At 70.5% G+C, this 21785-nt stretch carries 21 protein-coding genes and 1 pseudogene; 9 read left to right on the top strand and 13 right to left on the bottom strand.

The window, feature by feature from the left end; all coding sequences use genetic code 11:
* The first annotated feature begins 99 nt into the window (after positions 1 to 99).
* Positions 100 to 1137 (top strand): rod shape-determining protein, encoded by a 1038-nt coding sequence (locus tag ACZ58V_RS16035; protein ID WP_468191377.1) that lies wholly within the window; start codon positions 100 to 102, stop codon positions 1135 to 1137.
* 15 nt (positions 1138 to 1152) lie between these two features.
* On the opposite strand, the gene ACZ58V_RS16030 is transcribed toward ACZ58V_RS16035, so the two are convergent.
* Both ACZ58V_RS16030 and ACZ58V_RS16025 read right to left on the bottom strand, forming a co-directional pair.
* Positions 1153 to 2106 (bottom strand): anti-sigma factor RsbA family regulatory protein, encoded by a 954-nt coding sequence (locus ACZ58V_RS16030; protein WP_471290442.1) that lies wholly within the window; start codon positions 2104 to 2106, stop codon positions 1153 to 1155.
* Entirely contained in the window at positions 2103 to 2453 is a 351-nt protein-coding gene (locus ACZ58V_RS16025; protein ID WP_468191382.1) for an STAS domain-containing protein, read from the bottom strand. Before ACZ58V_RS16025 ends, ACZ58V_RS16030 begins: the two co-directional genes overlap by 4 nt.
* 191 nt (positions 2454 to 2644) lie before the next feature.
* Here ACZ58V_RS16025 and ACZ58V_RS16020 point away from each other — a divergent pair, with 191 nt between their 5' ends.
* Together ACZ58V_RS16020 and uppS are read left to right on the top strand one after the other, a co-directional pair.
* The gene (locus ACZ58V_RS16020) at positions 2645 to 3325 is read left to right on the top strand and encodes an ANTAR domain-containing protein (protein WP_471290692.1); all 681 of its coding nucleotides are present in this window, start codon (positions 2645 to 2647) and stop codon (positions 3323 to 3325) included.
* 136 nt (positions 3326 to 3461) lie between these two features.
* Positions 3462 to 5207, top strand: a complete 1746-nt coding sequence (gene uppS, locus ACZ58V_RS16015) for a polyprenyl diphosphate synthase (RefSeq protein ID WP_471290440.1) — start codon at positions 3462 to 3464, stop codon at positions 5205 to 5207.
* A gap of 203 nt (positions 5208 to 5410) precedes the next feature.
* On the opposite strand, the gene ACZ58V_RS16010 is transcribed toward uppS, so the two are convergent.
* Together ACZ58V_RS16010 and ACZ58V_RS16005 are read right to left on the bottom strand one after the other, a co-directional pair.
* Positions 5411 to 6394: a collagen-like triple helix repeat-containing protein gene (locus ACZ58V_RS16010; RefSeq protein WP_468191388.1), complete on the bottom strand. Its 984-nt coding sequence runs from the start codon at positions 6392 to 6394 to the stop codon at positions 5411 to 5413.
* Positions 6395 to 6481: 87 nt separating this feature from the next.
* Positions 6482 to 7975, bottom strand: a complete 1494-nt coding sequence (locus ACZ58V_RS16005) for a SpoIIE family protein phosphatase (protein ID WP_471290438.1) — start codon at positions 7973 to 7975, stop codon at positions 6482 to 6484.
* A 210-nt stretch (positions 7976 to 8185) separates the two neighbouring features.
* On the opposite strand from ACZ58V_RS16005, the pseudogene ACZ58V_RS16000 reads away from it, so the two are divergent.
* Positions 8186 to 8395, top strand: a pseudogene (locus ACZ58V_RS16000) (alpha/beta hydrolase); the annotation flags it as partial.
* Between the two features lie 38 nt (positions 8396 to 8433).
* On the opposite strand, the gene ACZ58V_RS15995 reads toward ACZ58V_RS16000, so the two are convergent.
* The 3 genes from ACZ58V_RS15995 to ACZ58V_RS15985 all read right to left on the bottom strand — a co-directional run bounded on the left by ACZ58V_RS15995 (position 8434) and on the right by ACZ58V_RS15985 (position 11709).
* Complete coding sequence (locus ACZ58V_RS15995) at positions 8434 to 9171, bottom strand: dienelactone hydrolase family protein (RefSeq protein ID WP_471290437.1); 738 nt, start codon at positions 9169 to 9171, stop codon at positions 8434 to 8436.
* Positions 9172 to 9389: 218 nt separating this feature from the next.
* Positions 9390 to 11237, bottom strand: coding sequence for an alpha/beta fold hydrolase (locus ACZ58V_RS15990; RefSeq protein ID WP_471290435.1), 1848 nt, complete (start codon positions 11235 to 11237; stop codon positions 9390 to 9392).
* A 211-nt stretch (positions 11238 to 11448) separates the two neighbouring features.
* The gene (locus ACZ58V_RS15985; RefSeq protein ID WP_468191772.1) at positions 11449 to 11709 is read right to left on the bottom strand and encodes an HAD family hydrolase; all 261 of its coding nucleotides are present in this window, start codon (positions 11707 to 11709) and stop codon (positions 11449 to 11451) included.
* Between the two features lie 1141 nt (positions 11710 to 12850).
* Here ACZ58V_RS15985 and ACZ58V_RS15980 point away from each other — a divergent pair.
* The 3 genes from ACZ58V_RS15980 to ACZ58V_RS15970 all read left to right on the top strand — a co-directional run bounded on the left by ACZ58V_RS15980 (position 12851) and on the right by ACZ58V_RS15970 (position 13993).
* Complete coding sequence (locus ACZ58V_RS15980; protein ID WP_471290434.1) at positions 12851 to 13120, top strand: hypothetical protein; 270 nt, start codon at positions 12851 to 12853, stop codon at positions 13118 to 13120.
* Positions 13121 to 13367: 247 nt separating this feature from the next.
* Positions 13368 to 13583 (top strand): type II toxin-antitoxin system VapB family antitoxin, encoded by a 216-nt coding sequence (locus tag ACZ58V_RS15975; RefSeq protein ID WP_471290433.1) that lies wholly within the window; start codon positions 13368 to 13370, stop codon positions 13581 to 13583.
* A complete protein-coding gene (locus tag ACZ58V_RS15970) occupies positions 13580 to 13993 on the top strand; it encodes a PIN domain-containing protein (RefSeq protein WP_471290431.1) in 414 nt (137 codons plus the stop codon). Before ACZ58V_RS15975 ends, ACZ58V_RS15970 begins: the two co-directional genes overlap by 4 nt.
* 421 nt (positions 13994 to 14414) lie before the next feature.
* On the opposite strand, the gene ACZ58V_RS15965 is transcribed toward ACZ58V_RS15970, so the two are convergent.
* From ACZ58V_RS15965 to ACZ58V_RS15945, 5 genes are all read right to left on the bottom strand, one after another.
* Positions 14415 to 15101 carry a TetR/AcrR family transcriptional regulator gene (locus ACZ58V_RS15965; protein ID WP_354735545.1) on the bottom strand — a complete coding sequence of 229 codons (687 nt, stop codon included), beginning with the start codon at positions 15099 to 15101 and terminating at the stop codon, positions 14415 to 14417.
* Positions 15102 to 15141: 40 nt separating this feature from the next.
* Positions 15142 to 15897 (bottom strand): SDR family oxidoreductase, encoded by a 756-nt coding sequence (locus ACZ58V_RS15960; RefSeq protein WP_471290429.1) that lies wholly within the window; start codon positions 15895 to 15897, stop codon positions 15142 to 15144.
* Positions 15898 to 16211: 314 nt separating this feature from the next.
* Positions 16212 to 17516 carry a replication-associated recombination protein A gene (locus tag ACZ58V_RS15955; RefSeq protein ID WP_471290428.1) on the bottom strand — a complete coding sequence of 435 codons (1305 nt, stop codon included), beginning with the start codon at positions 17514 to 17516 and terminating at the stop codon, positions 16212 to 16214.
* An 89-nt stretch (positions 17517 to 17605) separates the two neighbouring features.
* Entirely contained in the window at positions 17606 to 17974 is a 369-nt protein-coding gene (locus ACZ58V_RS15950) for an MmcQ/YjbR family DNA-binding protein (protein WP_354735551.1), read from the bottom strand.
* Positions 17971 to 18366: an MmcQ/YjbR family DNA-binding protein gene (locus tag ACZ58V_RS15945; protein WP_471290426.1), complete on the bottom strand. Its 396-nt coding sequence runs from the start codon at positions 18364 to 18366 to the stop codon at positions 17971 to 17973. The genes ACZ58V_RS15950 and ACZ58V_RS15945 overlap by 4 nt, the downstream gene beginning before the upstream one ends.
* 237 nt (positions 18367 to 18603) lie before the next feature.
* Between ACZ58V_RS15945 and ACZ58V_RS15940 the strand changes: the two genes are divergently transcribed.
* Positions 18604 to 19449: a helix-turn-helix domain-containing protein gene (locus tag ACZ58V_RS15940; RefSeq protein ID WP_471290425.1), complete on the top strand. Its 846-nt coding sequence runs from the start codon at positions 18604 to 18606 to the stop codon at positions 19447 to 19449.
* 354 nt (positions 19450 to 19803) lie between these two features.
* Here ACZ58V_RS15940 and ACZ58V_RS15935 read toward each other — a convergent pair whose 3' ends face one another.
* Positions 19804 to 20796: an aldo/keto reductase gene (locus tag ACZ58V_RS15935; RefSeq protein ID WP_466289712.1), complete on the bottom strand. Its 993-nt coding sequence runs from the start codon at positions 20794 to 20796 to the stop codon at positions 19804 to 19806.
* A gap of 124 nt (positions 20797 to 20920) precedes the next feature.
* Between ACZ58V_RS15935 and ACZ58V_RS15930 the strand changes: the two genes are divergently transcribed.
* On the top strand, positions 20921 to 21541 hold the full coding sequence (locus ACZ58V_RS15930; protein WP_466278809.1) for a TetR/AcrR family transcriptional regulator: 621 nt from the start codon (positions 20921 to 20923) through the stop codon (positions 21539 to 21541).
* The last annotated feature ends 244 nt before the right edge of the window (positions 21542 to 21785 follow it).

Below are 21785 nucleotides of genomic sequence, written 5' to 3'. Positions count from 1 at the left end.
CCCCCTTGGAAAGGCGGCTCCGTCCCCTCCCGCGCACGATGCGAGGGAGGCCCGCCATCTGGCGGCCCTGCACGGTCTGTGCTCTCGGGAGGACCTGCCATGACCGCCAGTCTGGAGCAGTTGCGCCGCTGCCACTTCGCCGTCGACCTGGGGGCGGCCCGCACCCGCGTCTACGTCAAGGGCGCCGGGCTCGTCGTCGACCAGCCGTCCGCCGCCGCCGTGAACACCCGCACCGGCGCCCTGATCGCGGTCGGCGAGCTCGCCGAGAAGATGACGGGCCGTACGCCGCACTACATCCGGGTGGTGCGGCCGGTCTCCGGCGGCACGGTCGTGGACATCGAGATGGCCCAGCGCATGCTGCGGCACCTGCTCGGCGACAAGATGCGCCGCAGCCTGCGCCGCAAGCCGATCCTGCGCGCCGCGGCCTGCACGCCGCACGACGCCGACCCGCTGGCCCAGCGCGCCGCGATCGAGACCCTGGTCGGTCTCGGGGCCCGCCGCGTGGAACTGGTCGATACGCTGATCGCCGCCGCCGTCGGCTGCGGGCTGCCCGTGGAGCAGCCCGAGGCCACGATGATCATGGTGTGCGGGGCGGCGGCCACCCAGGTGGCCGTGCTGTCCCTGGGCGCGATCGTCACCGCCGAGCGCATCCCGGTGGGCGGCGAGGCCGTCGACCACGCGATCGTGCAGCACCTGCGCCACGAGCACGAGCTGATGCTGCCGAGCCAGTCCGTACGGCCGTTGCAGCTCGCCCTGTCCGGCAACGGCCTCACCTCGCACGGCCCGGCCTCGACGGAGATCCACGGCCGGGACGTCGCCACGGGCCTGGCCCGCTCGGTCCGGGTCGACACCGCCGCCGTACGGGACGCCATCCAGACGCCGCTCACCGCCATCCTCGACGGCATCGGCAAGGTGCTCCGGGACTGCCCGCCCGACCTGGTCGCCGACCTCGCCGACCGGGGGATCATGATGGTCGGCGGCAGCGCCCTGCTGCCGGGCCTGGACGAGATGCTGCGCGAGGCGACCGGCATGCCCGTGCGCATCGCCGAGCGCCCGGACGTGTGCGCCGTACAGGGCCTCGGCGCCATGCTGGAGGGCAAGATCGAACCGCTGGCGCTGGATCCGCTGGGGGCCTGAGCCGCCCCGGGGCCCTCAGCGAACGAACCAGCAGCGCACGGTCGTCCCGCCGTCGCTCCGGTGCACCCGCACCAGGTCGGCGATCAGGTTGACCAGCAGGATCCCGCGCCCTCCGCGCTGGTCGCGAGGGACGGGCCGGCGCCCGGCCAGGACGTCGGCGAGCCGTCCCTCGTCGCGCACCTCGCACACCACGTACCCGTCCTCGGTCCACATCCGCAGCACACCCGAACCACCGCCGTGCACCACGCTGTTCGTGGTGAGTTCGGCCGTGGCCAGGGCCAGGTCGTCCAGCTTGACGCCGGTGAGACCGAGCCGCGCCGCCTCACCGACGGCCACGTGCCGGGCCGGGGAGAGCGAGTCGGAGTCGAAGGGGAACGTCAGCGCGTCCGGCACGGGCGGCAGCGGCTCGTTGTAGCGGTCGACGACGGCCCAGGGGGCGTACGCCTCGCTGTTCTGCTCCGCCCGGGAGCCGGCGGGGATGACGGTGGGGTGGGTGGCGTACGCGTCGGCGAGGACGTGTTCGGGGAGCTGCTCGGCGTCGTACGGACACAGGATGGTCGCCGTACGGCCCCGGAAGGCCGCGTTGATGAGCGCCTCGTGCTGGACGCAGGCGGGGTACTCGGCGGCGGAGCGCCCGGCCCAGATGGGCTCGCCGATGATCCGCACCCGGCGGCCGGACGGCTGGGCGTCGGCGAACGCGCGCAGCACGCCCGGGATGATCCGCCCGGGGTTGCGCCCGGCCTCCCGCATGTCCAGGAACTTCACGGCGCCCGCGGCCTCGCCCAGGGCGTCCCTGATCAGGGCGAGGTTCTTGCCGGGCACCGCGACCGCCACGGGCTCGCCGGCGGCCAGGCCGTCACGTACGAAGGGCACGGTGACGTCGAGGTACTCCTGCTCGTCCCGGTAGAAGAGCGCGGGGTGGACGAAGGGGTCGAGGGGCCCGAAGGGCTCGGTGACGGCAGCGGTCATGACGTCGACACCTCGATCCCTTCCTGGTCGGGCCAGAGCAGGTCCAGCGTCCTTCGCAGGGCCGGCGGCGGGCGGCGCACGACGAACCTGCGGCCGTCCCTGAGCTGCCCGGCCGCGGCCGCGAGCGCACCGGCGCCCGCGACGTCGACGAACGTCACATCGGACAGCTCCAGGTAGTACACGTCCTCATCCTCGCGAACGGCCTGCTCCAGTACGCCTTCCCAGATCGCACGGGTCGTAAGGCCGACTTCTCCCGCCGCCCGGACACCCCGCCGCCCGGCCAGCGGATACACCGCCAGGCCCGGCACGCGGGGACCGGCGGCAGGCACCTGATATCGAGTGTTCAAGCCCCTCTCCCCACGCTGGCGGACCACAGCGCTCGTACCCGTCCGGGAAAATCTCATGCCCCCGAACCGGGTGTAGTACGCCGTAAGGGGGGCAGGCGCACGTCACACCGACGTCCACCGGGGGGCGACGTGACCGTTGCGCAGTCCGGCTGGGACCGATGACGACCGACGAGGAACGACAGGGCGGTGACATGACGTCAGCGGCATCACCACACCTCACAGGAGGGCTGAACACCCTGGTCATCAGTGGCCGCGTCGACGCGGACCGTGCCGAGCTCACCCCGCGTGGTGAGCTCGTTCACGGCTGCGCGGACATCCTGGCCAGAACCCTGGCCGAGCTGCCGGCCACGATCACCCGGGTCGACCTGGACATGGGGGGCGTGCATTTCATGGACACGGCCGGACTGCGGTTCCTGGACGTCCTGGGCGACTACGGCCGGGAGCGTACGACGACGACGGTCACGACCACGAACTGGAACGGCCAGCCGCGCCGGATCCTGGAGCTGGCGGGCCTGGACACCACGGATCCGCTGCGCCCCGCGGCCCACGTCCCCGCCCCGACCGCCTCCTCGGCGGTCGCCCTGGAACGCGCGGAGCGCCTGCACCTCCTCCAGTCGGAGGTCGAGCAGCTCCGCCAGGCCATCGCCTCCCGCCCGGTCATCGACCAGGCCCGCGGCATCCTCATGGCCACCCACGGCTGCACCTCCGACCAGGCCTGGCACATCCTGCGGGAAACGTCCCAGCTCTCCAACACCAAGCTCCGCGACGTGGCCGCCGCGGTCACGGCCAGCGCGGAATCCGACGGCCCTCCTCCGCCCCCCGAACTCCGCACGGCCCTGAACAAGGCGCTCGCCCGACGCCACCACGGCTGACCCGGGGGAGGCGACCGGCCGGCGCGCGGCAACCCACTTGATCAGCGCAATACCTGGACGTACCGCTCTCGTTGTCAGCGATGTGCCTCCTGCGACCCCAGCCCCGGCAGACCGACGCACGACCGCCGCTCGGACGGTGATCGGCGACGACCCGGCACTACGGGCGGCCTACCGGCTGTGCCGGCTCCGGACCAGGCGACAGGACCCCGCGGAGTACGCCCTGATCCAGTTGGTGCCCGCACCGCTGCGCCCGGCGCTCCACGCCCTGTGGGCGGCCGCCAACGCCCTCGACGACCTGGGCGACGACCGCACCGCCCGGGCCGCCGAACGGGCCGCCCGGGTCGAGGAGTGGATCACCGCCCTGCACCGCGAACTGCCCACCGGCACGAGCCCGGACCCGATCCGCCACGCCCTCGTGCACACCGCGGTCCGCTGGCGCCTGGACCTGTCCGAACTGCACGCCGCCATGACCCAGGTCCAGGACGACACCCAGGGCAGGCACTTCGCCGACTGGACCGCGTGGCGCACCTGGGGCCGGGACAATCTGCTGCCCTGGTTCGGCCAGGTCCGCACCCTCTTCGACCGGGCCGGCGTACCCGTGGCGCTCCGGCTGGACACCCGGGAGACCTACGAGGAGTTCCTCGACGGCGTCCGGCTCACGGACATCCTCACCGACCTGTCCGCCGACCTCGCCCAGGGCGACCTCCTCCTGCCCGACGAGGCCCTCGACGACCACCCCGGGTCCGCCGCCGACTTGGCGCACCGCCGCTGGAGCCCCGCCGTGTCCGCCCTGATCACGCATCTGACGGGCCTGGCCCGCCGGTGGGTGACCCAGGAGACCCTCAGCCGCGGCATGCACCCCGGCCCCGCCATCGTCCTGCACACCATGGCGGCCCTGCTGCGCGCCCAGCTCGACGCCATCGACACCGCGGGGCCGGCCCTGCTCCACACTCCGCCCCGGCCCGCGCCCCTCACCCGCGCCCGGATCCTCGCCCCCGCCCGGGCCCGCGCGACCCTGGCCTGGAGCCTGAGCCCGCTGACGGTGCCGCCCGCACACCAGCCCGCCCACGGCAGACGCCCCACGCCCGTTCGCCCGCCCCGCACCGCCACCTTCCGCTCTCCGCCACCCCACCCCACCGGCGAGCGACCACCGGAGATCGCACTCACCCACCTGCCCGCCCATGTCGCCGTGATCATGGACGGCAACGGCCGCTGGGCCCAGCAGCGGGGCCTCCCCCGCCACGAGGGCCACCGCGCCGGCGCCACCGCCGTCCGCGAGGTGGTCCACGGCGCCCTGGACATCGGCCTGCGGCACCTGACCCTCTACACCTTCTCCACCGAGAACTGGCACCGCGACGCCGAAGAGGTCGACGCGATCCTCGACCTCCTGCGCCGTGAACTGGTCGACGACCCCTTCCGCGACCTCGACGTCCGGCTGGGCTGGCACGGCCGCGCCGGCCGCCTGCCGCCCGACCTCGTCGACCTGCTCCACCTCCGGGAGCGCACCACCCGCAGCCGCACGGGCCTGACGCTGACGATGTGCGTCGACTACGGCGGCCGGGACGAGATCACCCGAACGGCCGCCGCCCTGGCCCGCCGCACCCGAGCCGGCCACCTGGATCCGGACCTGATCACCGAGGACGACTTCGCCCGGCACCTGCCCCGCCCGGACCTGCCGGACGTGGATCTGCTCTGGCGCACGGGCGGCGAACACCGCGTCTCCAACTTCCTGCCCTGGCACACGGCTTACGCAGAACTGCACTTCACCCCCGGCCTCTGGCCCGACACCGACCGCCGCGACCTCTGGCAGGCCGTCACCACCTACACCCATCGCCAACGCCGCCACGGCGCGACTCCGGCCACCGCGGGCCCGCTGGATTAGCGCATCCCCGTCGCAAGGCGGTAGGCGACGGTGACGTCCTCGTACTCCCGACCGGGGACGACCGGGTCCGGCAGGTGGGTGCGGTCACTGCGGCTCGTCGACGCCCGCTTCCCGGTGCCGGAGAAGCGAACGGCTGTCCGGGGTTCCTCCGTGAAGCGGAGCCGTTCGGCGTGGACCGTCGACCGGATCGAGATGTCCCCCGTTCAGGGCGGCTCCTCCGGCTCCCTGTCGGCACGAGGGCGACTGGACCTTGGCGGCAGCTTCCCGTCCTCTCCCCGCACCCGGCGCTTGCGGGTGCCGCCCCCACTCCGGCCGGCTCGACCCCGCTCCTCCTCCGCGCCCTTGCGCGCCGCACGCGGCTCGACCCCCTCCGCGGCGCCCGCAACGGCCTGGCCGCTCCCCCGTACCGCGTCACCCACCGCCTCCGTCCCACCCGCGGCCGTTTCGGCCACGCTCCCGGCAGCGCCACCGACCACCTCGCCGGCGCTTCCGACGGCCCGGCCCGCCTCCTGCCCGACGCCCTCCACCGCGCGCCCGGCACCACCGCCCACGTCCTGAACGGCCCTCCCGGCACCCTGACCGACGTCCTGCGCCACGGATCCGACGCCCCGGCCCACGTCCTGGACAGCGGCCCCGGCGCCCTGCCCCACGTCCTGTACGGCGGCTCCGGCGCCCTGCCCCACGTCCCGCACGGCGGCTCCGGCGCCCGTACCCAGCTCCCCCACGGCCTGACGGGCTCCGCCGCCGACATCCTGCACGGCGGACCCGACGCCACGCGCCAGCTCGTGCAGGATCTCCGGGTTGCGGTCGAGCGTGGTGAGCACGCGGTCGATGATCTTTGCGACGTGATGGAGCCGCACCTTGAGCTGGGCCTGCGCCTCGACGCCCGAGATACCCAGATGCACCCGTCCGAGCGTGACGTCGGCGCCCACGTTCAGTCTCAGCAGATCCAGCACCTCGGCCTGCAACGAGACATGCGCCCGCAGGTCCTCGACGTCCAGGTCGATCTCGTCGACCTTCAGGATCGGAACATCGAGGAAGACATCAGGGCTCCCACCGACGCCCTCCTCCTCGTCGTAAGCCTCGGGATCGACGTACTCGTCACCGTCCTCGGCGTCGAGTTCGTCACCGTTCTCGTCGTCGTACTCCTCGACGGAGCCCTCATCGTTCTCGGCGTTGCCACGCATCGCCACGCCTCCGCGGTTTTGGCAGACCTTTCGACCATTTTGATCCCTTTTGGACATCTACGCGCGGTCAGTACCGTCCGTGCGGGGTCACCCCTCCGCCTTGGCCCGGGCGATGAGCAGGGCCACGTCATCGAGGTCTCCCTCGGCGCGCAGGGAGTGCAGAAGCAGGTCGCAGGTGGCGTCGAGGGAGCGGTCGGGGTCGTCGAGGACATCGAGGAGGGCGTCAAGGCGGTCGTCGATCGACTGGTCGCGGGTCTCGACGAGGCCGTCGGTGTAGAGGATGAGCTGGTCCCCCGGCCCGAAGTCGACGGAGGTGGAGTCGAAAGGAATGCCGCAGCCTCCCAAGGGCGCGCCGGTGGGCATGTCGATCAGCTCGCGTGTGCCGTCCGGGCGGCGGAGGACGGGCGGCAGGTGCCCGGCCAGGGAGATGTGGCAGCGCGCGGTGTGCGGATCGAAGACGGCGTAGACGCAGGTGGCGATGGTGTCGATACCGTCCGTGATGTGGTCGAGGTGGTGCATGACCTGGTCGGCGGGCAGATCGAGATCGGCCAGGGTTCTGGTGGCGGTGCGCAGCTGTCCCATGGTGGCGGCGGCCGTGACGCCGCTGCCCATGACGTCGCCGACGACGAGGGCGGTCTTGTCGCCGTTCAGGGGGATGACGTCGAACCAGTCGCCGCCGATCTCGATGGTGGCCTGGGCGGGGCGGTAGCGGCAGGCGACATCGAGACCAGGTCGCTGTGGAGGGGGATGGGGCAGCAGGCTGCGCTGGAGCGTGAGGGCGGTGCGGCGCTGTTCTTCCACGGCGCGATGCCGGTCGGTGACGTCGACGCTGGAGGTGGCCACACCCAGCACTTTCCCGTTGGACGACTCGAGCCGGTAGAACGAGATCGACCAGGCGTGATCGTTGTCCGGGTCGGCCGCCGTACGGCCGACGATGTACTGGTCCACAACCGGTGTACCGGTGGCCAGGACCTCACGCATGGCGGCTTCGAAGGACTGGTCCACATAGGGCAGCACCTCATGGATGTGGCGGCCGATGTGCTCGGCGGCCGGCACGCCGTTCATCCGTTCCTCCGCGGAGTTGACGGAGATGTACCGGAGATCGGTGTCCAGCATGCCCAGCCCGATCGGTGACTGGGACACCAGCTGGGCGGACAGGGCCAGGTTCCGCTCCACCTGCCGCAGCGTCGTCTGGTCGGTGGCCAGACCCAGTACCCAGAAGTCACGCTGGTCGTCCTGCAACCGCATGTTGCGGAACTCCACCATGCGCGCGCTGCCGTCCTTGTGCCGGACGGGAACGACCCCGGCCCAGCTCTTACCGTCCCGCATGACCTGCGCGAACAGCGCCAGCACCGTGTCGAGGTGCTCCTCGTCGATCAGCAGCTGGCCGGCGTACCGGCCCAGGGCCTCCTCGGCGCTGTAGCCGAAAAGGATCTCGGCCTGCGGGCTCCAGAGATCGATCCTGCCCTCGACGTTGAGGAGGACAGCCGCCACGTTCAGTACATCCAGCAGGCCACCCGGCGTGGACGCAACCACACCCGCCGCGCCAGGCCCGCCCCGGAAGGGTTCGGTCGCACCCATACCCCAGGCTCCTTCCGGCCGCCTCCCAGGCCGCCGTCCCGCCGGGGTCCGACCACGCACCCGCACCCCGGCCATCCCATCGTCCCCCTCCGCCACCCACGCGTGCACGCCCACGCCGGCGAAGAGTCCGCAAGGCGCCCGGCCCACGTTTCGAGGTCAGGCCGGTGCGGCACCAGCCATCTCGTCAGTGACTGACACATGGACATCTCTCTGGACGTCGGCTCCGCGGAAACCTTCCGCGACGAGGTCGTCACCTACGCCTCCCGCCTCTGGCAGTCAGGCGCGGCGACCGAACTCCACGTCTGGCCAGGCGCTTACCACGCCTCCGAGGGGTACGCGCCCGACGCCGCCCTCTCCCGGGCCGCTACGGCCGCGCGGGTCGGCTGGCTGCGGCGGCTCCTGGACTTCCGGGAACGGTGAGTCGAGGGCTCTGCCCACCGGACTCTGACGGCCCGGCCTCACTTCAGGTGCCGGCCGAAGAACCGGTTCCCGTCGTCCACCTCGAACCACGGGGTGCCGGTGTGCCCGCCCAGATTGGCGTGGAGCGTCTTCTCCTTGGTGCCGAAGGCGTCGAACAGGTCCAGGGCGCGCTGCCGGGGGTTCCCCTCGTCGTCCCACTGCAGCAGGAACAGCAGCGGAATGGTGACCTGCCGGGCCTCCTCGCGCTGGGCCAGGGGCACGTACCCCCCGGCGAAGAAACCGGCGGCCGCGATGCGCGGCTCGGCCACCGCCAGCCGAATGCCGACGGCGGTCCACCCCGAGTACCCGACCGGGCCGCCGATCCCGGGCAGCGCGAGGAGGGCGTCCAGGGTGGTCCGCCAGTCCGGGACCGCCTTCTCGACCAGCGGGCCGATGTAGGACTCGAAGATCTCGTCGACCGGCTCGCCTGCCTGCATCGCCCGGCGGATGTCGGCGCGGGCCTGCTCGTCGGCGGCGGAACGGGGCCGGTCGCCGCACCCGGCGGCGTCGATGGTGGCCACCGCGTAGCCGTACGCCGCGCAGTGCCGGGCCCGGGCCACCAGCCGGGGTTGCGCCTTGGGCAGGCCGTTGTTGTGGGCCATCAGGACCAGCGGGGCCGGTGCGGCCCCGGAAGGCCCAGCAGAGCCCGGCGTCCACAGGGTGCCGGGAATCTCGCCGAGGGTGAATTCGCGTTCGAGGACGCCGTCGTCGAGGCGTTGCTCGGAAGTGAATCGCATGGTCGTGCCTTTCGGGAGCGCTCGTGAACGGCGCTCCCGGACGACCTATCGCCCGACCGTGACCCCGGAGGGGAGCACCCATGTCGATACTGCGTTCACGGGTACCACCTCCTCGTTCTCTCGCACGGCCTCCCGGAAAGTAGCAGTGGTCGACGCGGCCCGCCAACACGTTTTCGCGGAGGCTCCGTGACCGGCTGCCACGGAGCCAGGCCGTGCGGTCACCCCAGAGGCAGAGCCAGGAATGAGGGACGGCCGTCGGGCGAGCTGATCGTGGTGGTGCTGCCTTCGACGCTCGCGTCGGAGTACAGGGGGTCCTTGCTGGTGATGGCCAGCATCAGCCGGTGGTCCGGGGGCAGGTCGTATCCGGCGGCCTGCAACCTCCAGGTGCTGGTGCGGTCCTGGCCGGGGGTCAGACCGGTGAGGGTGAGGGGCTCGTGCGTGATGATGCGGGCCGTGTTGTCAGGGCTGACGTCGTACAGGTAGGCGACCAGGGTGGTGGAGTCGGCGGAGCTGCGCACGGTCAGCGTGAGTTCGGGAATGCCCCGGATCCGGCGGGCCTCACCGGTGCCGCCGCCGCTGCCGCCGCTTGCCGCGATCGGGTCGCTGGTGAAGACCGCGAGGCTGCGGCGGTCGAACTTGTCCGGCTGGTAGCTCTTGGGGTTGCCGTTCCACTCGGCCTGACCGGTGGTGATGACGGCGTCCACGGCGGTGCAGTCGGTCGACTGCCCGGCGGTGAACTCCCGTGCCCAGCCCGCCTGCGGAGCGGTCCCCAGAACGCCGTCGGGACTGCCCGGCGAGGCGGTGAGGTACCAGGGTTCGACGGAGGTGGTGACGTCCGCCCAGGACTGCCTGGACTCGCGCACGGCCGGCACGGTGATGACGTTCTTCCCGGTGTCCGGATCGGTCCGGGTCTCGTAGGTGAACATGATCTGGCTGCGGACCTCGGACCAGGAGGGCACGTCGTTCGCGACGCCGCCCACGTGGTGGTCCAGCCAGGCGAGCGCCTCCTCGACCGGCGCGTTCGGGCCGCTGAACGGGACGGTGAGACCGGCGCCCTCGGGCGCGGCATGGTCGCCGATCCACAGGTTCAGGTGCTTGGGCACGGTCAGTTGGCTGAAGTGCTCGATGACCTGGTTGGCCGGGAAGAGCGTCTCGTGCCAGGTGTTGGAGAGGAACGTGGGCACGCCGCGGGCGTTGGTCAGGTCGACGTACGACGACGGCGATCGCTCCTTGCCCCACGCCACGACGTCGTCGAGGTTCTGGCCCGCCTGGAAGTCCGCCAGGAGCTGCTGGGTGGCCGGGTCGAACTTCCGCTCGAGCGGGCCGCCGGTGAAGTTGATCAGGGCGCCCACCGCTGCCAGGTGCCGGGTGTCGTGGTGGTAGAGGCTGTCGGCCAGGTCTCCCCAGGTGCTCAGGGCGACCACCGCGGCCACCCGTCCCGCCGGGTCGTGCGCCGCGACCAGCTGGCTGATGCCCGAGCCGTACGACTCACCCAGGAAGGCGATGGCGCTCGGGTTGAAGTGCTGCTGGGCGTAGTCGATGACGGTCGAGCCGTCGGCCCAGTCCGCGGGGCCGGCCACGTCGATCGTGCCCCCGGAGGTGAACGGGGCGTCGACGTAGCCGCCGTCGGGGAGGCGCATGGTGTAGCCGATGCCACGGGGGGTGTAGGCCAGCACGTGATAGCCGCGCAGCGCCAGCTGGAGGTACGTGTACTCGAACAAGGCCCAGCCGAAGGGTGTCCAGCCCGAGGGCACGATCACCACGGGCCGCGGCTCTTCGGTGTTGAGTTTGATCGTGTGCGCCGACAGCCGTACTCCGTCGTCGGCGGTGATGCGGGGGAAGCCGATGGTCGCCTTCTGCCGGACCTGCTCCGTCAGATTCTGGAGGTCAGGGGGCAGCACCGCTTCCTCGGACGTGCCGTTCAGCGTCGCGACCAGGGCCGCGGCGACGTTGGCCGCGGCCGGATCGAGCGACGTGGGCGAAGCGTAGACGCCCTGGTCGGCGATCCGGCTCAGCTGCGCTGTGGTGACGGTGGTGATCGCGTCGTCTTCCTGGGGGTGGCTCACAAGCCCGTCCTCTCGCTGTCGCCGACCGGACGTGGGCGACGGTCGGCACCCTGCTGGCTGCCGGAGACCCCGGCAGCCTCTTGATCCCTTCCATCACCACAGCAGGGCTGCACAGGGGCACAGAAGCACGTTCACCCGTCACCAACGCGTCAGAAGCCCCCCGCGCGCCACGCACGCCCGGCACCCGCCGGCGACCTGCGGACCTCATGGGTCAACCGGACGGCCGGGATGCGACTGCGGCCCGCAGTCGCCCGATGTCCTGGTAGTGCACACCGGTCGCGCCGGCCGCCCGGGCCGCGGCGACATGGCCGGCGGTGTCATCGATGAACAGACAGCGCTCGAGATCGGCCCCGGCCCGCCGGGCTGCTATGCCGAAGACGCGGCGGTCGGGCTTGGCCACCCCGATCCGGGCTGTGTTGATCACCGCGTCGAACGCCTCGTCCAGTCCGATCGCGGCAAGATACGCCTCCAGCGACTACCCAGTGAGCTGGGTCGACTCGTCCTTTGGCCTGTCGGGGAAGATCAGCTGCGCACTACCGCCGATCACGACGAAACAGCTGATCACGAGGGCGAAGCGTGCGAACCTCGCGGCACCCTCCCAGGCGTCCGGAGGCCCGAGGACCAACCAGAACGTGACAGAGATCCCCGCGATCGCCATCACCACGCCAAGCAACCGACGCACCCCATGCTCCATTTTCTAACGATGTTCAACCGGCGGGCTACTCTACTCATCGTCAACTTCGGTCGTGCGCAAGCCCGTTGGTAGCCGTCCCAACCGCTACGGGGGATGCCGTGGCGGCAGCAGCGAGCAGCGCACTGCTTCGGCGCACTGTCATGCGCCGAGCGAGACCCAGCATGATCTCCAGGAGTACGCAGTCGATCACCACCACGGTCGGCCGGAGAGCCCCGCATAGAGGTCTGGCCCCCGGAGGATCGTTCGCGCGCGCCCAGCAACGAACGACAGCGGCGTCCAAGTGGCCTGCCCACCGCAGGCCTGTACTCGCCAACACGTCCACGATGTCCACCGCGGCGGCGCGAAGGTGCTGACGACGCAGAAAGGGGAATTCCTCGGGTCCGAGGAGCACCTCGTCATCTTCGGTGTCCTTGCCCGTGGGCAACTTGCTGTGCGCACTCGGGTAGTGACCCGTGCAGGTCGGCGATCGTCTTCCGCGCGTAGGCGCGGCGATTGGTTCCTCGCGAGTGGAGCGGGCCGGGCTCCCCGTCCTTGAGGTCCAGGATCCACAGGCTGACGTGATCGCAGGTGATCTCGGAGCCCCGACATTCGGCACGGCGTCCAGACCCAGCTCGCCGAAACCGACATCGAACGTCTCCGGGAGCCGTCGGCTCGCCACATCAGCCCGACGCCTCCGTGATCACGCGGGAGCTTCCCTGCGGACGCACGGCCAGGGCGGAGCTTAATCCGGCCGGGAACGAAGACCAGCGCCCCAGCTCGGGAGGCGATCTCGACCCCGCCCGCAGCGGACTCCCTTTCCAACCGCGCGGAGGCTCTCCCCGGGTGCTGAGGCAGAGCCTCTACGCCATTCGGGGAGCGGGGCAGTACGGCGACCAGGCCCGCCGCAAAAACGACAGCTGGGCACCAGAGGCTGAAGCCTGTGCCGTACGCGACCTGCAGACCTGCGGACGACACCGCACGCAAGGCGGCGAGCCAGATCCACGACACGGATCCGGGGCCCCTGAAGGCACACGTCCAGGAGTACGTCATGCCCGACAACAAGTCCCTCGTCGACGTCGCCTGCGGCGCGGCCACGGTGCTCGGCCTGGGCAGGCTGGGCACGCAGCCTGGCCTCCGGAACCACCTCGACCCCTCGCTCAACCCGTCCGACTGGCTTAAAGGCGGTCGCCGGAACAGTTCCCACCCGTAGCGGCAAGCACACTGACGGCACCGCCGTCGACATCCGGATCACCATGCCCAAAGTGACGACCTCCCGCCTCACCTGGAAGTTCGAACGCTGAAGGAGCCCACCGGGAAGTCCCTGGCGCACACCCCTCTTCTGACGCGCTCGCTGCGAGGCCACAGATCCGGGAAACAGACCACCCAGGGGCGCGCGATTCGATATACAATCGATCATGTATATTGGTATACGCCGCAGTGTGCATGAGGAGGCCATCTTGAGCCGCACCGTGATCGACCTCGACGACGAGGCACTGGAAGAAGCCGCCAAGGAACTCGGCACCACCACCAAGCGCGACACCATCAACACCGCCCTGCGAGAGGTCACCGCCCGCTACCGGCGCCTGCGCGCGCTCGAAGACGCCCGGCAACTGGTGACCGACGGAGCCCTGGACATCGACATTCTCCTGAACAAGAGCCAGTACCGGCCGTGACCGTCGCCGACTACCTCATCGACACCTCCGCCCTCGCCCGCGTCCTGCTCCGCCAGACCACCACTGAGTGGGACGACAGGATCGGCGCCGGCCTCGTCGCGATCTGCGACATCACGGAACTCGAGGTCCTCTACTCCGCCAGCTCAACCGCGGACCGCGCGCGACTGAAGGCTGCACTCGACGCCCACTACGTGTGGTGCCCCATGCCGGACGGCATCTACCGCCGCTCCCGCATCGTCCAGGAACAACTGACCACCAAAGGGGAACACCGCAGTGCGGGCCCCGTTGATCTCCTGGTGGCCGCCGCCGCGGAAGAAGCAGGCCTCACCCTGCTCCACTTCGACCGCGACTTCGAAACCATTGCTCGCACGACGGGGCAGCCGGTCCGCATGATCGATCTCAGGCAGTAGAGTCCGCGCGGCTGCACGGACGGGCGTCAAGCCTCTCGCCGACCGCCCACCCGAGGCGGTATCACGGCGATTCCCCCACTGCCGGACGGCCCTCTTTCCGCGCCCTCGCACCCGCCCCGCGCACTGAGTCGCCTCGCCTACACCCAGTCCGGGGCATGGCCCGCGCGGGTGAACTGCCGTACTCACCCGCCGTACTTCGTCGATCACTTGTCGGTGGTCGCGCCACCGAGCGCAACGCCGGGGTCGCACGTCAGGAGTACCGGCAGGCCACGGGTCCTGGCTCAGCTGTCGACCGCAGTTGGTTACTGGTAGGACCGGTCGCGCTCGCCGCCATTCGTTGTCGATCGAGTCACCCACACGTGCACCTGTCCCGGAGGGCGACGTATCGGGGTCCTTGCCACATGAGCTGGTGGTCCAGGGTTCAGGATCCGGTGCGATAGCGGGTGAGCATGAGGGCGACGGCTTCGTCCACGATCGCGGGGTCGGTGGGGTCGGGCGGGACGAAGTCGGTCCGTACGAGTTGAGGCCACAGCAACTGGGCGCAGATCATGCCGAGGAACTGTTCGGCCACTGCGGATGCCGGCTGCGCCTGCCCGTCGGCCGAACGGAAGTCGAGTGTCCCGGCCTGTGCTTCGGTTTCCAGGTAGTCGCGGAGCCGGTCGAAGAACGGTCCGCGGTCGATGGCGAAGCCGGTGCCGACGATGTCGGCGAGTTCCGGCATCTGGGGAAGCTCGGTGATGATCAGGCGGCACAGCGCGGCCGTGCCGGGCCGCGCGACCAGGCAGGCGTAGTCACGGCCGATGTGGTCCAGGCCATACCGGGGATCACCGGGCGGCGGCGGTGCGGCGTACTCCACGTCCAGCTGCCATTGCTCGGAGGTGACGGCAGCGAACAGTGCGGCCTTGGTGGGGTACCGCTTGAAAAGGGTGCCTGTGGAGACGCGGGCCTGCTTGGCGATCTGGGCGAGGGAGGTCTTGTCGTATCCCCGGGCGAGGAAGAGGTCGCGGGCCGCGCGGATGATGCGCGCGCGGTTCTCCTCTTTGATCTGCGCGTGATACCCGGCCTGGCACATGTCGCCACCGGTTGCCGCTCGGTCCTCCACCGACATGCCCACGCCCCTCGCCCGTTTCCCGGCCGCGTCCCCGCCCTCAGAGGACGGTCTGGCCGCCGTCCAGGATAAGGTCCTGGCCCACAGCGAAGGCGGAGGCGTCGGAGGCCAGGTACACGACCGCTTCCGCGACCTCCTCGGGCAGACCCATGCGACCGAGCGGGATGCCGGCGCTGATCCCCTCCAGGACCGCCGCCCGCTGCGCGGGGTCCTCGATCCCGAGCTTGGAGTAGAGCGGGGTGTCCACCGGGCCGGGGCTGACCGCGTTGAACCGGATGCCGTGCGACTTGAGCAGGTCCGCGTTCCACGACCGCATCAGGGAGCCGAGAGCCGCCTTCGTCGCGGCGTAGGCGTTCGAACGCCCGTAGCCGCCGTGCGCGCTGGCGGACGCGTTGAGGACGACCGAGGACGGGTTGGCCAGCACGGGCACCAGGGCCTGCGTGAGAAAGAAGACGCTCTTGACGTTGATGTCGAAGAGCCGGTCGAAACTGTCCTCCGTGTGGTCCTCGAACGGCCGCCAGTCCGAGACGCCGGCGTTCAGGAACGCCACGTCCAGCTCCCCGAAGTGCTCGCGCACCTGCTTGGCCAGGGCGCGCTGCGCATCGAGATCGCGTGCGTCGGCCTGCACCACCGGCACCTTGTCCCCGAGGATCTGCCGGGCCTTGTCGATGCTGGCCGGGGTGACGCCCGTGACCAGCACGTCGGCGCCCTCCGCGACAAAACGCCGCGCGGTCTGCAGGCCGATCCCGCTCGTGCCGCCGGTGATGAGGGCACGCTTGCCCGCAAGACGATTCATGTTCATTGTTCCTTGCCGAGTCGAAAGGTAAGTCGATGGACTCACCATGTGAAGATAACCCTCGCGTCACCCATAAGGCAAGTCGATCCACTTACCATCGACGCCTGGAGGCCGTTCGGTTACGGACGCGTCGCGCCGGAGCAGGCGGCCGACATCGGTCCGCATCCACCTGGGGCAAGGAGTGCCCTGGGGTCCGGTTCCCGCCCGGAGAACCCGTCGGCCGGCTGCCGCCGGTCTGGCAGGGGCCTCTTCCGACAGAGTCGGAAAACAGCACCCATCGCCTCCTCGGAAAGGAGGTCGCGGGCGTCGGCCGGTCAGCCGCGTTGCCGGCGGGCGCGCAGAGCGGCCCAGTGGCGCAGGCGCTCGGTGATCTGGGCTTCGTAGCCGTTGCGGGTGGGCTGGTAGTACGTCTCGCGGCCCATGTCGTCGGGGAAGTAGTCGTCACCGGAGAAGCTGTCGGCTGTGTCCGGGTCGTACTGGTAGTCCTTGCCGTAGCCGAGGTCTTTCATCAGCCGGGTCGGGGCGTTGAGGATGTGCGCGGGTGGCATGAGTGAGCCGGTGTGCCGGGCTGATCGGTGTGCGGCGTTGAAGCCGCGGTAGACGGCGACGGACTTGGGGGCGGTGGCGAGGTGGACGACGGCCTGGGCGATCGCCAACTCGCCCTCGGGAGAGCCGAGTCGCTCGTACACGTCCCAGGCGGCGAGGGCCTGCTGGACGGCGTGCGGGTCGGCCATGCCGATGTCCTCGTTCGCGAAGCGGACCAGGCGGCGGGCGACGAACAGCGGGTCCTCGCCGCCGTCGAGCATGCGGGCGAGCCAGTACAGGGCCGCGTCCGGGTCGGAGCCGCGCATCGACTTGTGCAGCGCGGAGATCAGGTTGTAGTGGCTCTCCTGCGCCTTGTCGTACAGCGGGGCCCGCTGCTGGATGTGATGGGCGAGCCCGGCGGTGTCCAGGGTGGTTTCGGTGTCCGGGAGGGCTTGGAGCTGTTCGGCCATGTTGAGGAGGTAGCGGCCGTCGCCGTCCGCCATGGCGATCAGGGCGCGGCGGGCGTCGTCGTCCAGGGGCAGATGGTGGCCGGTGAGCTGCTCGGCGCGGTGGAGGAGCGTGGACAGCGCGGCTTCGTCGAGGCGTTTGAGGACGAGGACCTGGGCGCGGGAGAGGAGGGCGCCGTTGAGTTCGAAGCTCGGGTTCTCCGTGGTGGCGCCGATCAGGGTGACGGTGCCGTCCTCGACGTAGGGCAGGAAGCTGTCCTGCTGGGCACGGTTGAAGCGGTGGATCTCGTCGACGAACAGCAGGGTGCCCTGGCCGATGCCGCGTCGGCTTCGTGCGGCGGCGAAGACCTTGCGCAGATCGGCGACGCCGGAGAAGGTGGCCGACACCGGCTCGAAGACCAGGTTGCCGGCGTCCGCGAGGAGCCGGGCGATGGTCGTCTTCCCGACGCCGGGCGGGCCCCACAGGATGGCGGAGCCGAGGCGCTGCTGGGCGACCATGAGGCCCAGCGGGGCGTCCGGGGCCAGGAGATGGTCCTGCCCGACGACATCTTCCAGCCGGGTGGGGCGCAGGCGGTCGGCGAGGGGCCGGGCGGGCTCCTCGTCGAAGAGCGGCAGGGTCGGTTCCATTGGTCTCTCGGGTCGGAAGCGGACGGAGTGAGCCGTGCACTGGGCACTGACAGGTGTGGCTCAGCCGCTCGTGGGGAAGCTCGCGGTGCTCATCGGGCACTGGGGCGGTCGCGTCGCGGCAGCCGCTCGGCGACCAGGTCGTAGGAATCTTCGACCGCGTCGGTGACCAGCCGCTCGGTGATGCCGGGGCCAGGCCCGAGCGAGATCCAGTGGCGTTTGTCGAGGTAGCGGCCCGGTGAGATCGAGGGGTAGCCGCTTACATGCGCGCGGGCGTGTTCGGGTTCGCACTTGACCGTGATGATCTGTTCGTCCGGGTCGTCGGTGACGATCAGGAACACTTTCCCCGCGACCTTGTACACGTCGAGTCCCGGGGTGAAGGGGTAGCCGTGGCTGACGTCGGGGAGGGCCAGGGCCGCCCGGCGGGCGGTGCCCTGGAGCCGCTCACCCGCCGCGCTCACCGGGCCCCCCGCGTGCCGGTGCCGTAGGTGTGCGGGTCGACAGGCCGCTCGGCCTTGGGCAGGTGAGCGACAACGAGACGATAGGAGTCGGTGACGAGCTCCCTGACGTGTTCCTCGTCGACGCCTTCTCCGCTCTCCAGGGTGATCCAGTGCTTCTTGTTCATGTGGTAGCCGGGGGAGATGTGGCTGTACTGCTCCCGCAGGGCGTAGGCCTCTCCGGGGTCCGCCTTGAGGATCACGACAGGCCGCCCCGGGACGTCGGTCATCAGCATGAACACCTTGCCGCGCACCTTGTAGACCTCCCAGTCGGGGCCGAAGGGGTGCTCCAGCCGGGCCCCGGGGAGTTCCTCCGCGCAGTCGGCGGCGGTCTTGTGCAAGGCCGATCCATTCATGGGTGGTGAGCCTCCTCAGGTGGTGACGGGCTGCGGCATCGCAGAAGGCGCGGAGCGCGCCGCGCGGGCGCGTCGGCACGTCCCATCCTTCCGCCGCAGCCGATCGGAAGGGCGGTAGGCTGCGGACACGTGATGGTCGACAAGCGACACCCCGACCCGAGCGGAAGCACGGCCGGACCAGCTGCGGTTCCGCTGTACGGTTTCCAGCCCCCGGTCGGTACTCCCTACGGCCTTGAGGTGAGCACCGTCGAGGACTTCTTCGCCCAGCACGACGACTGGCCGTGGAACCCGCCCCGTCCAGGCCGTGCCACCTTCCACTACCTCATCGCGGTCACCGAGGGTGAGCTGCTCCACGACGTCGATCACGTCACGCGGACGGTCGCCCCCGGCCAGTGGCTGTGGGTGCGTCCGGGGCATGCGCAGTGCTGGCATCCGCCCGGCGCGGCCCGCGGCCCGTTCATCCTGTTCGAACCGGATGTACTGCGGCCCGACCTCGCCCGTCTTCTGGCCCCGCTCACCGCGCACGAGGCCCCTGCCGTGCTCAGCCCGCATCCCGACGACACCGCCTGGCTCCAGCAGACGGCACTCCAGCTCCTGGACGAACACCGCGCACTGGGGCGCCGCCCCCTCGACATCCACCACGCCCTGCGGCGCAGCCTGCTCGAATCACTGCTGCTGCGCCTGGCCCACTCCCCGGGCATCGCCCCCATCGGCACGGCCACGGCCCACGCGGGCAGCGCCGACCGGTACCGGCGCTTCCTGGACGCCTTGGAGCTGCACTTCCGCGAACTCCACCAAGCCGCAGACTACGCCGAGTTGCTCGGTTGCTCGGTCCGCACCCTCAGCCGCGCCGCCCAAGACGCCACCGGCAAGGGAGTACGTGAACTCATCGACGAGCGGCGCCTCCTCGAAGCCCGGCGCCTGCTGAGAGGCGCCCAATGGGATGCCCGGACCGTGGCCGTGCACCTCGGCTTCACCGATCCCGCGAACTTCGGCCGCTTCTTCCGCGACCGCACCGGCCTCACCCCGTCCGCCTTCGCGGCCGGCGAATCCTCGATTCTCCCCCCTCGCTCCCTTGATTGACGAGATCTCGGTGGTTTCCGGCTGGGTCTCGGTCGATGGCCTCGATGGCGACGTCGACCGCGCCGTCGTACTTCTTGAGGGCATCGGCCCCCAAGTGGTCGATTTTCCCGAGGATCACGATGCCGGGGTCGGGGATGGACTCGCCGTAGGCCCACTCGGACGCCGCGTTCATCGGGTACGAGCTTCACTTCGGCACGGACCGCGTGAAGGCAACTTCGACGTCACCGCGATGGCAGGTCGGTTGACTTACCACTCTCGGCCGCCGGGCCGGTTGACGATGATGACCCGCACGTCACCTGTGCGGCGTCACCGGCTGCTGTCGACTGGCCCGTGCGGGCCGCGTGGAGGGGCGGTTCAGTCGGTGGTGAAGCTGGACAGCATCGCGGCCGGGAGGCGGCTGCCTGCCGAGCCGTGGGGAAGGATCTCGGCGATGCGGGCCAGATCGGTGGCGGAGAGCTGGACGTCGGTGGCGCCGGCGTTCTCCTCGAGGCGCTTGGTGCTGCGGGTGCCGGGAATGGGCGCGACGTCCTCGCCCTGGGCGAGCAGCCAGGCCAGCGCGAGCTGGGCGACGGTGATACCCGCGGTGTCGGCCAGGTCCTTGAGCTGCTCGGTGGCGTGCAGGTTGTACGTGTAGTTCTCGCCCTGCCAACGCTCGTCCCAGCTGCGCATGTCGTCCGCGGGGTATTCGCCGGCGGGCTTGACCTGGCCGGTGAGGAAGCCGCGACCGAGCGGGGAGTAGGGCACCAGGCCGACGCCGAGTTCCCGCAGAACGGGAAGGATCTTCTCCTCGACCTCCCGCTCGAAGAGCGAGTACTCGTACTGGAGCACGGAGACCGGGGTGACGGCGTGGGCGCGGCGGATGTACTGGGGGCCGACGTTGCTCAGACCGAAGTACTTCACCTTGCCTTCGGTGATCAGTTCGCCGACCACGCCGGCGACCTCCTCGACCGGAACGTCCGGGTCGGAGATGTGCTGGTAGAAGAGGTCGATGCGGTCGCTCTGCAGGTAGCGCAGGCTGTTCTCGGCGACCTTGCGGATGTTTTCCGGGCGGCTGTTGAAGCCGGGGCTGAGCGCCGGGGCGGTCATGTCGAAGCCGAACTTGGTCGCGAGGACCACCTCGTCGCGGAAGTCTTTGACCGCCTTGCCCAGGAGGATCTCGTTGCTGCCGGTACCGGCGCCGTACAGCTCGGCGGTGTCGAAGAAGTCGATCCCGAGTTCGTGGGCGCGGCGAATGGTCGCGAGGCCCTCGTCGTCGTTCGAGGCGCCGTAGGCCATGGACATGCCCATGGTCCCCAGGCCGAGCGCCGAGACGCGCAGGCCCTGAGAGCCCAGATTGCGGTGCTGCATGAGTTCACTCCCTCAGTGGTTTGCCGGCTTCACCCGCAGAGGCCAAACCGAACTGTTCCGTTTGACCCTACGCGCCGATCGCCCGGACGCCAAACCAAACGGTTCGGTGCTCTATCCTGGGCCCATGTCCCAGTCCCGCGACTCCGGCCAGACCGCAGCTCCCGCCGCCGCCGGCGACACCACGCGCGAGCGCATCCTTGCCGCCGCCATGGAGGAGTTCGCCCGCCACGGCATCGCCGGCGCCCGCGTGGACCGCATCGCCAAGCTCGCCAAGACCAGCAAAGAACGCGTCTACGCCTACTTCCGCAGCAAAGACGCGCTCTATGCCGCTGTCGCTGCACGGGAGTATGTCGTCATCGCCGAGGCCACCCAGATAGACCCGACCGACCTCCCTGGCTACGCGGGCCGCCTGTTCGACTACTTCGTCGCCCGTCCAGACCACCACCGCCTGATCACCTGGGGCCGCCTCGAACTGCCGGGCACCGCTACCGGTGCCGACGATCCCACCCAGGCAGCGATCACCCGCAAAATCGACCTGCTCCGCCAGGTGCAGCAGGCCGGACAGCTCGACCCCGCCTGGGACCCGGCCGACGTCCTCGCCCTGGTCAACCAGATCGCCACGACCTGGGCGTCACAACCCGAACTCAGCGAGGCCGCCGCCGCACACGCCGTGGACCCCACCACCGCCGCCCGCCGCGCCGCGGTGGTGACCGCTGTCGAGCGGCTTTTCCCTCGAGCACGCTGAGGTCGCCCGGACCGGCGGCAGCCTGCTCGAACATCACCGAAACAGTGCCGGCCGCCGTTGCCGCTGCCCATGGGCGCATCCTGCTGACGCATCAGAGCTCCTGGCCAGGGGAACAGGTGCCTGGTGGGGCAGGCACGGGCGCCCCTTGTGCCTCACGCCGTGTCAGGATTTCGTGCTCACCGGCGCTTACGTTGTCGGCCCTCGCGCATCGGGAGTGGTTGGTTGTCGTTTCTCGGTTGCCTGG

This window comes from Streptomyces sp. NPDC040589 (genome assembly GCF_055594445.1).
This window is presented reverse-complemented; position numbering and strand designations above follow the sequence as displayed.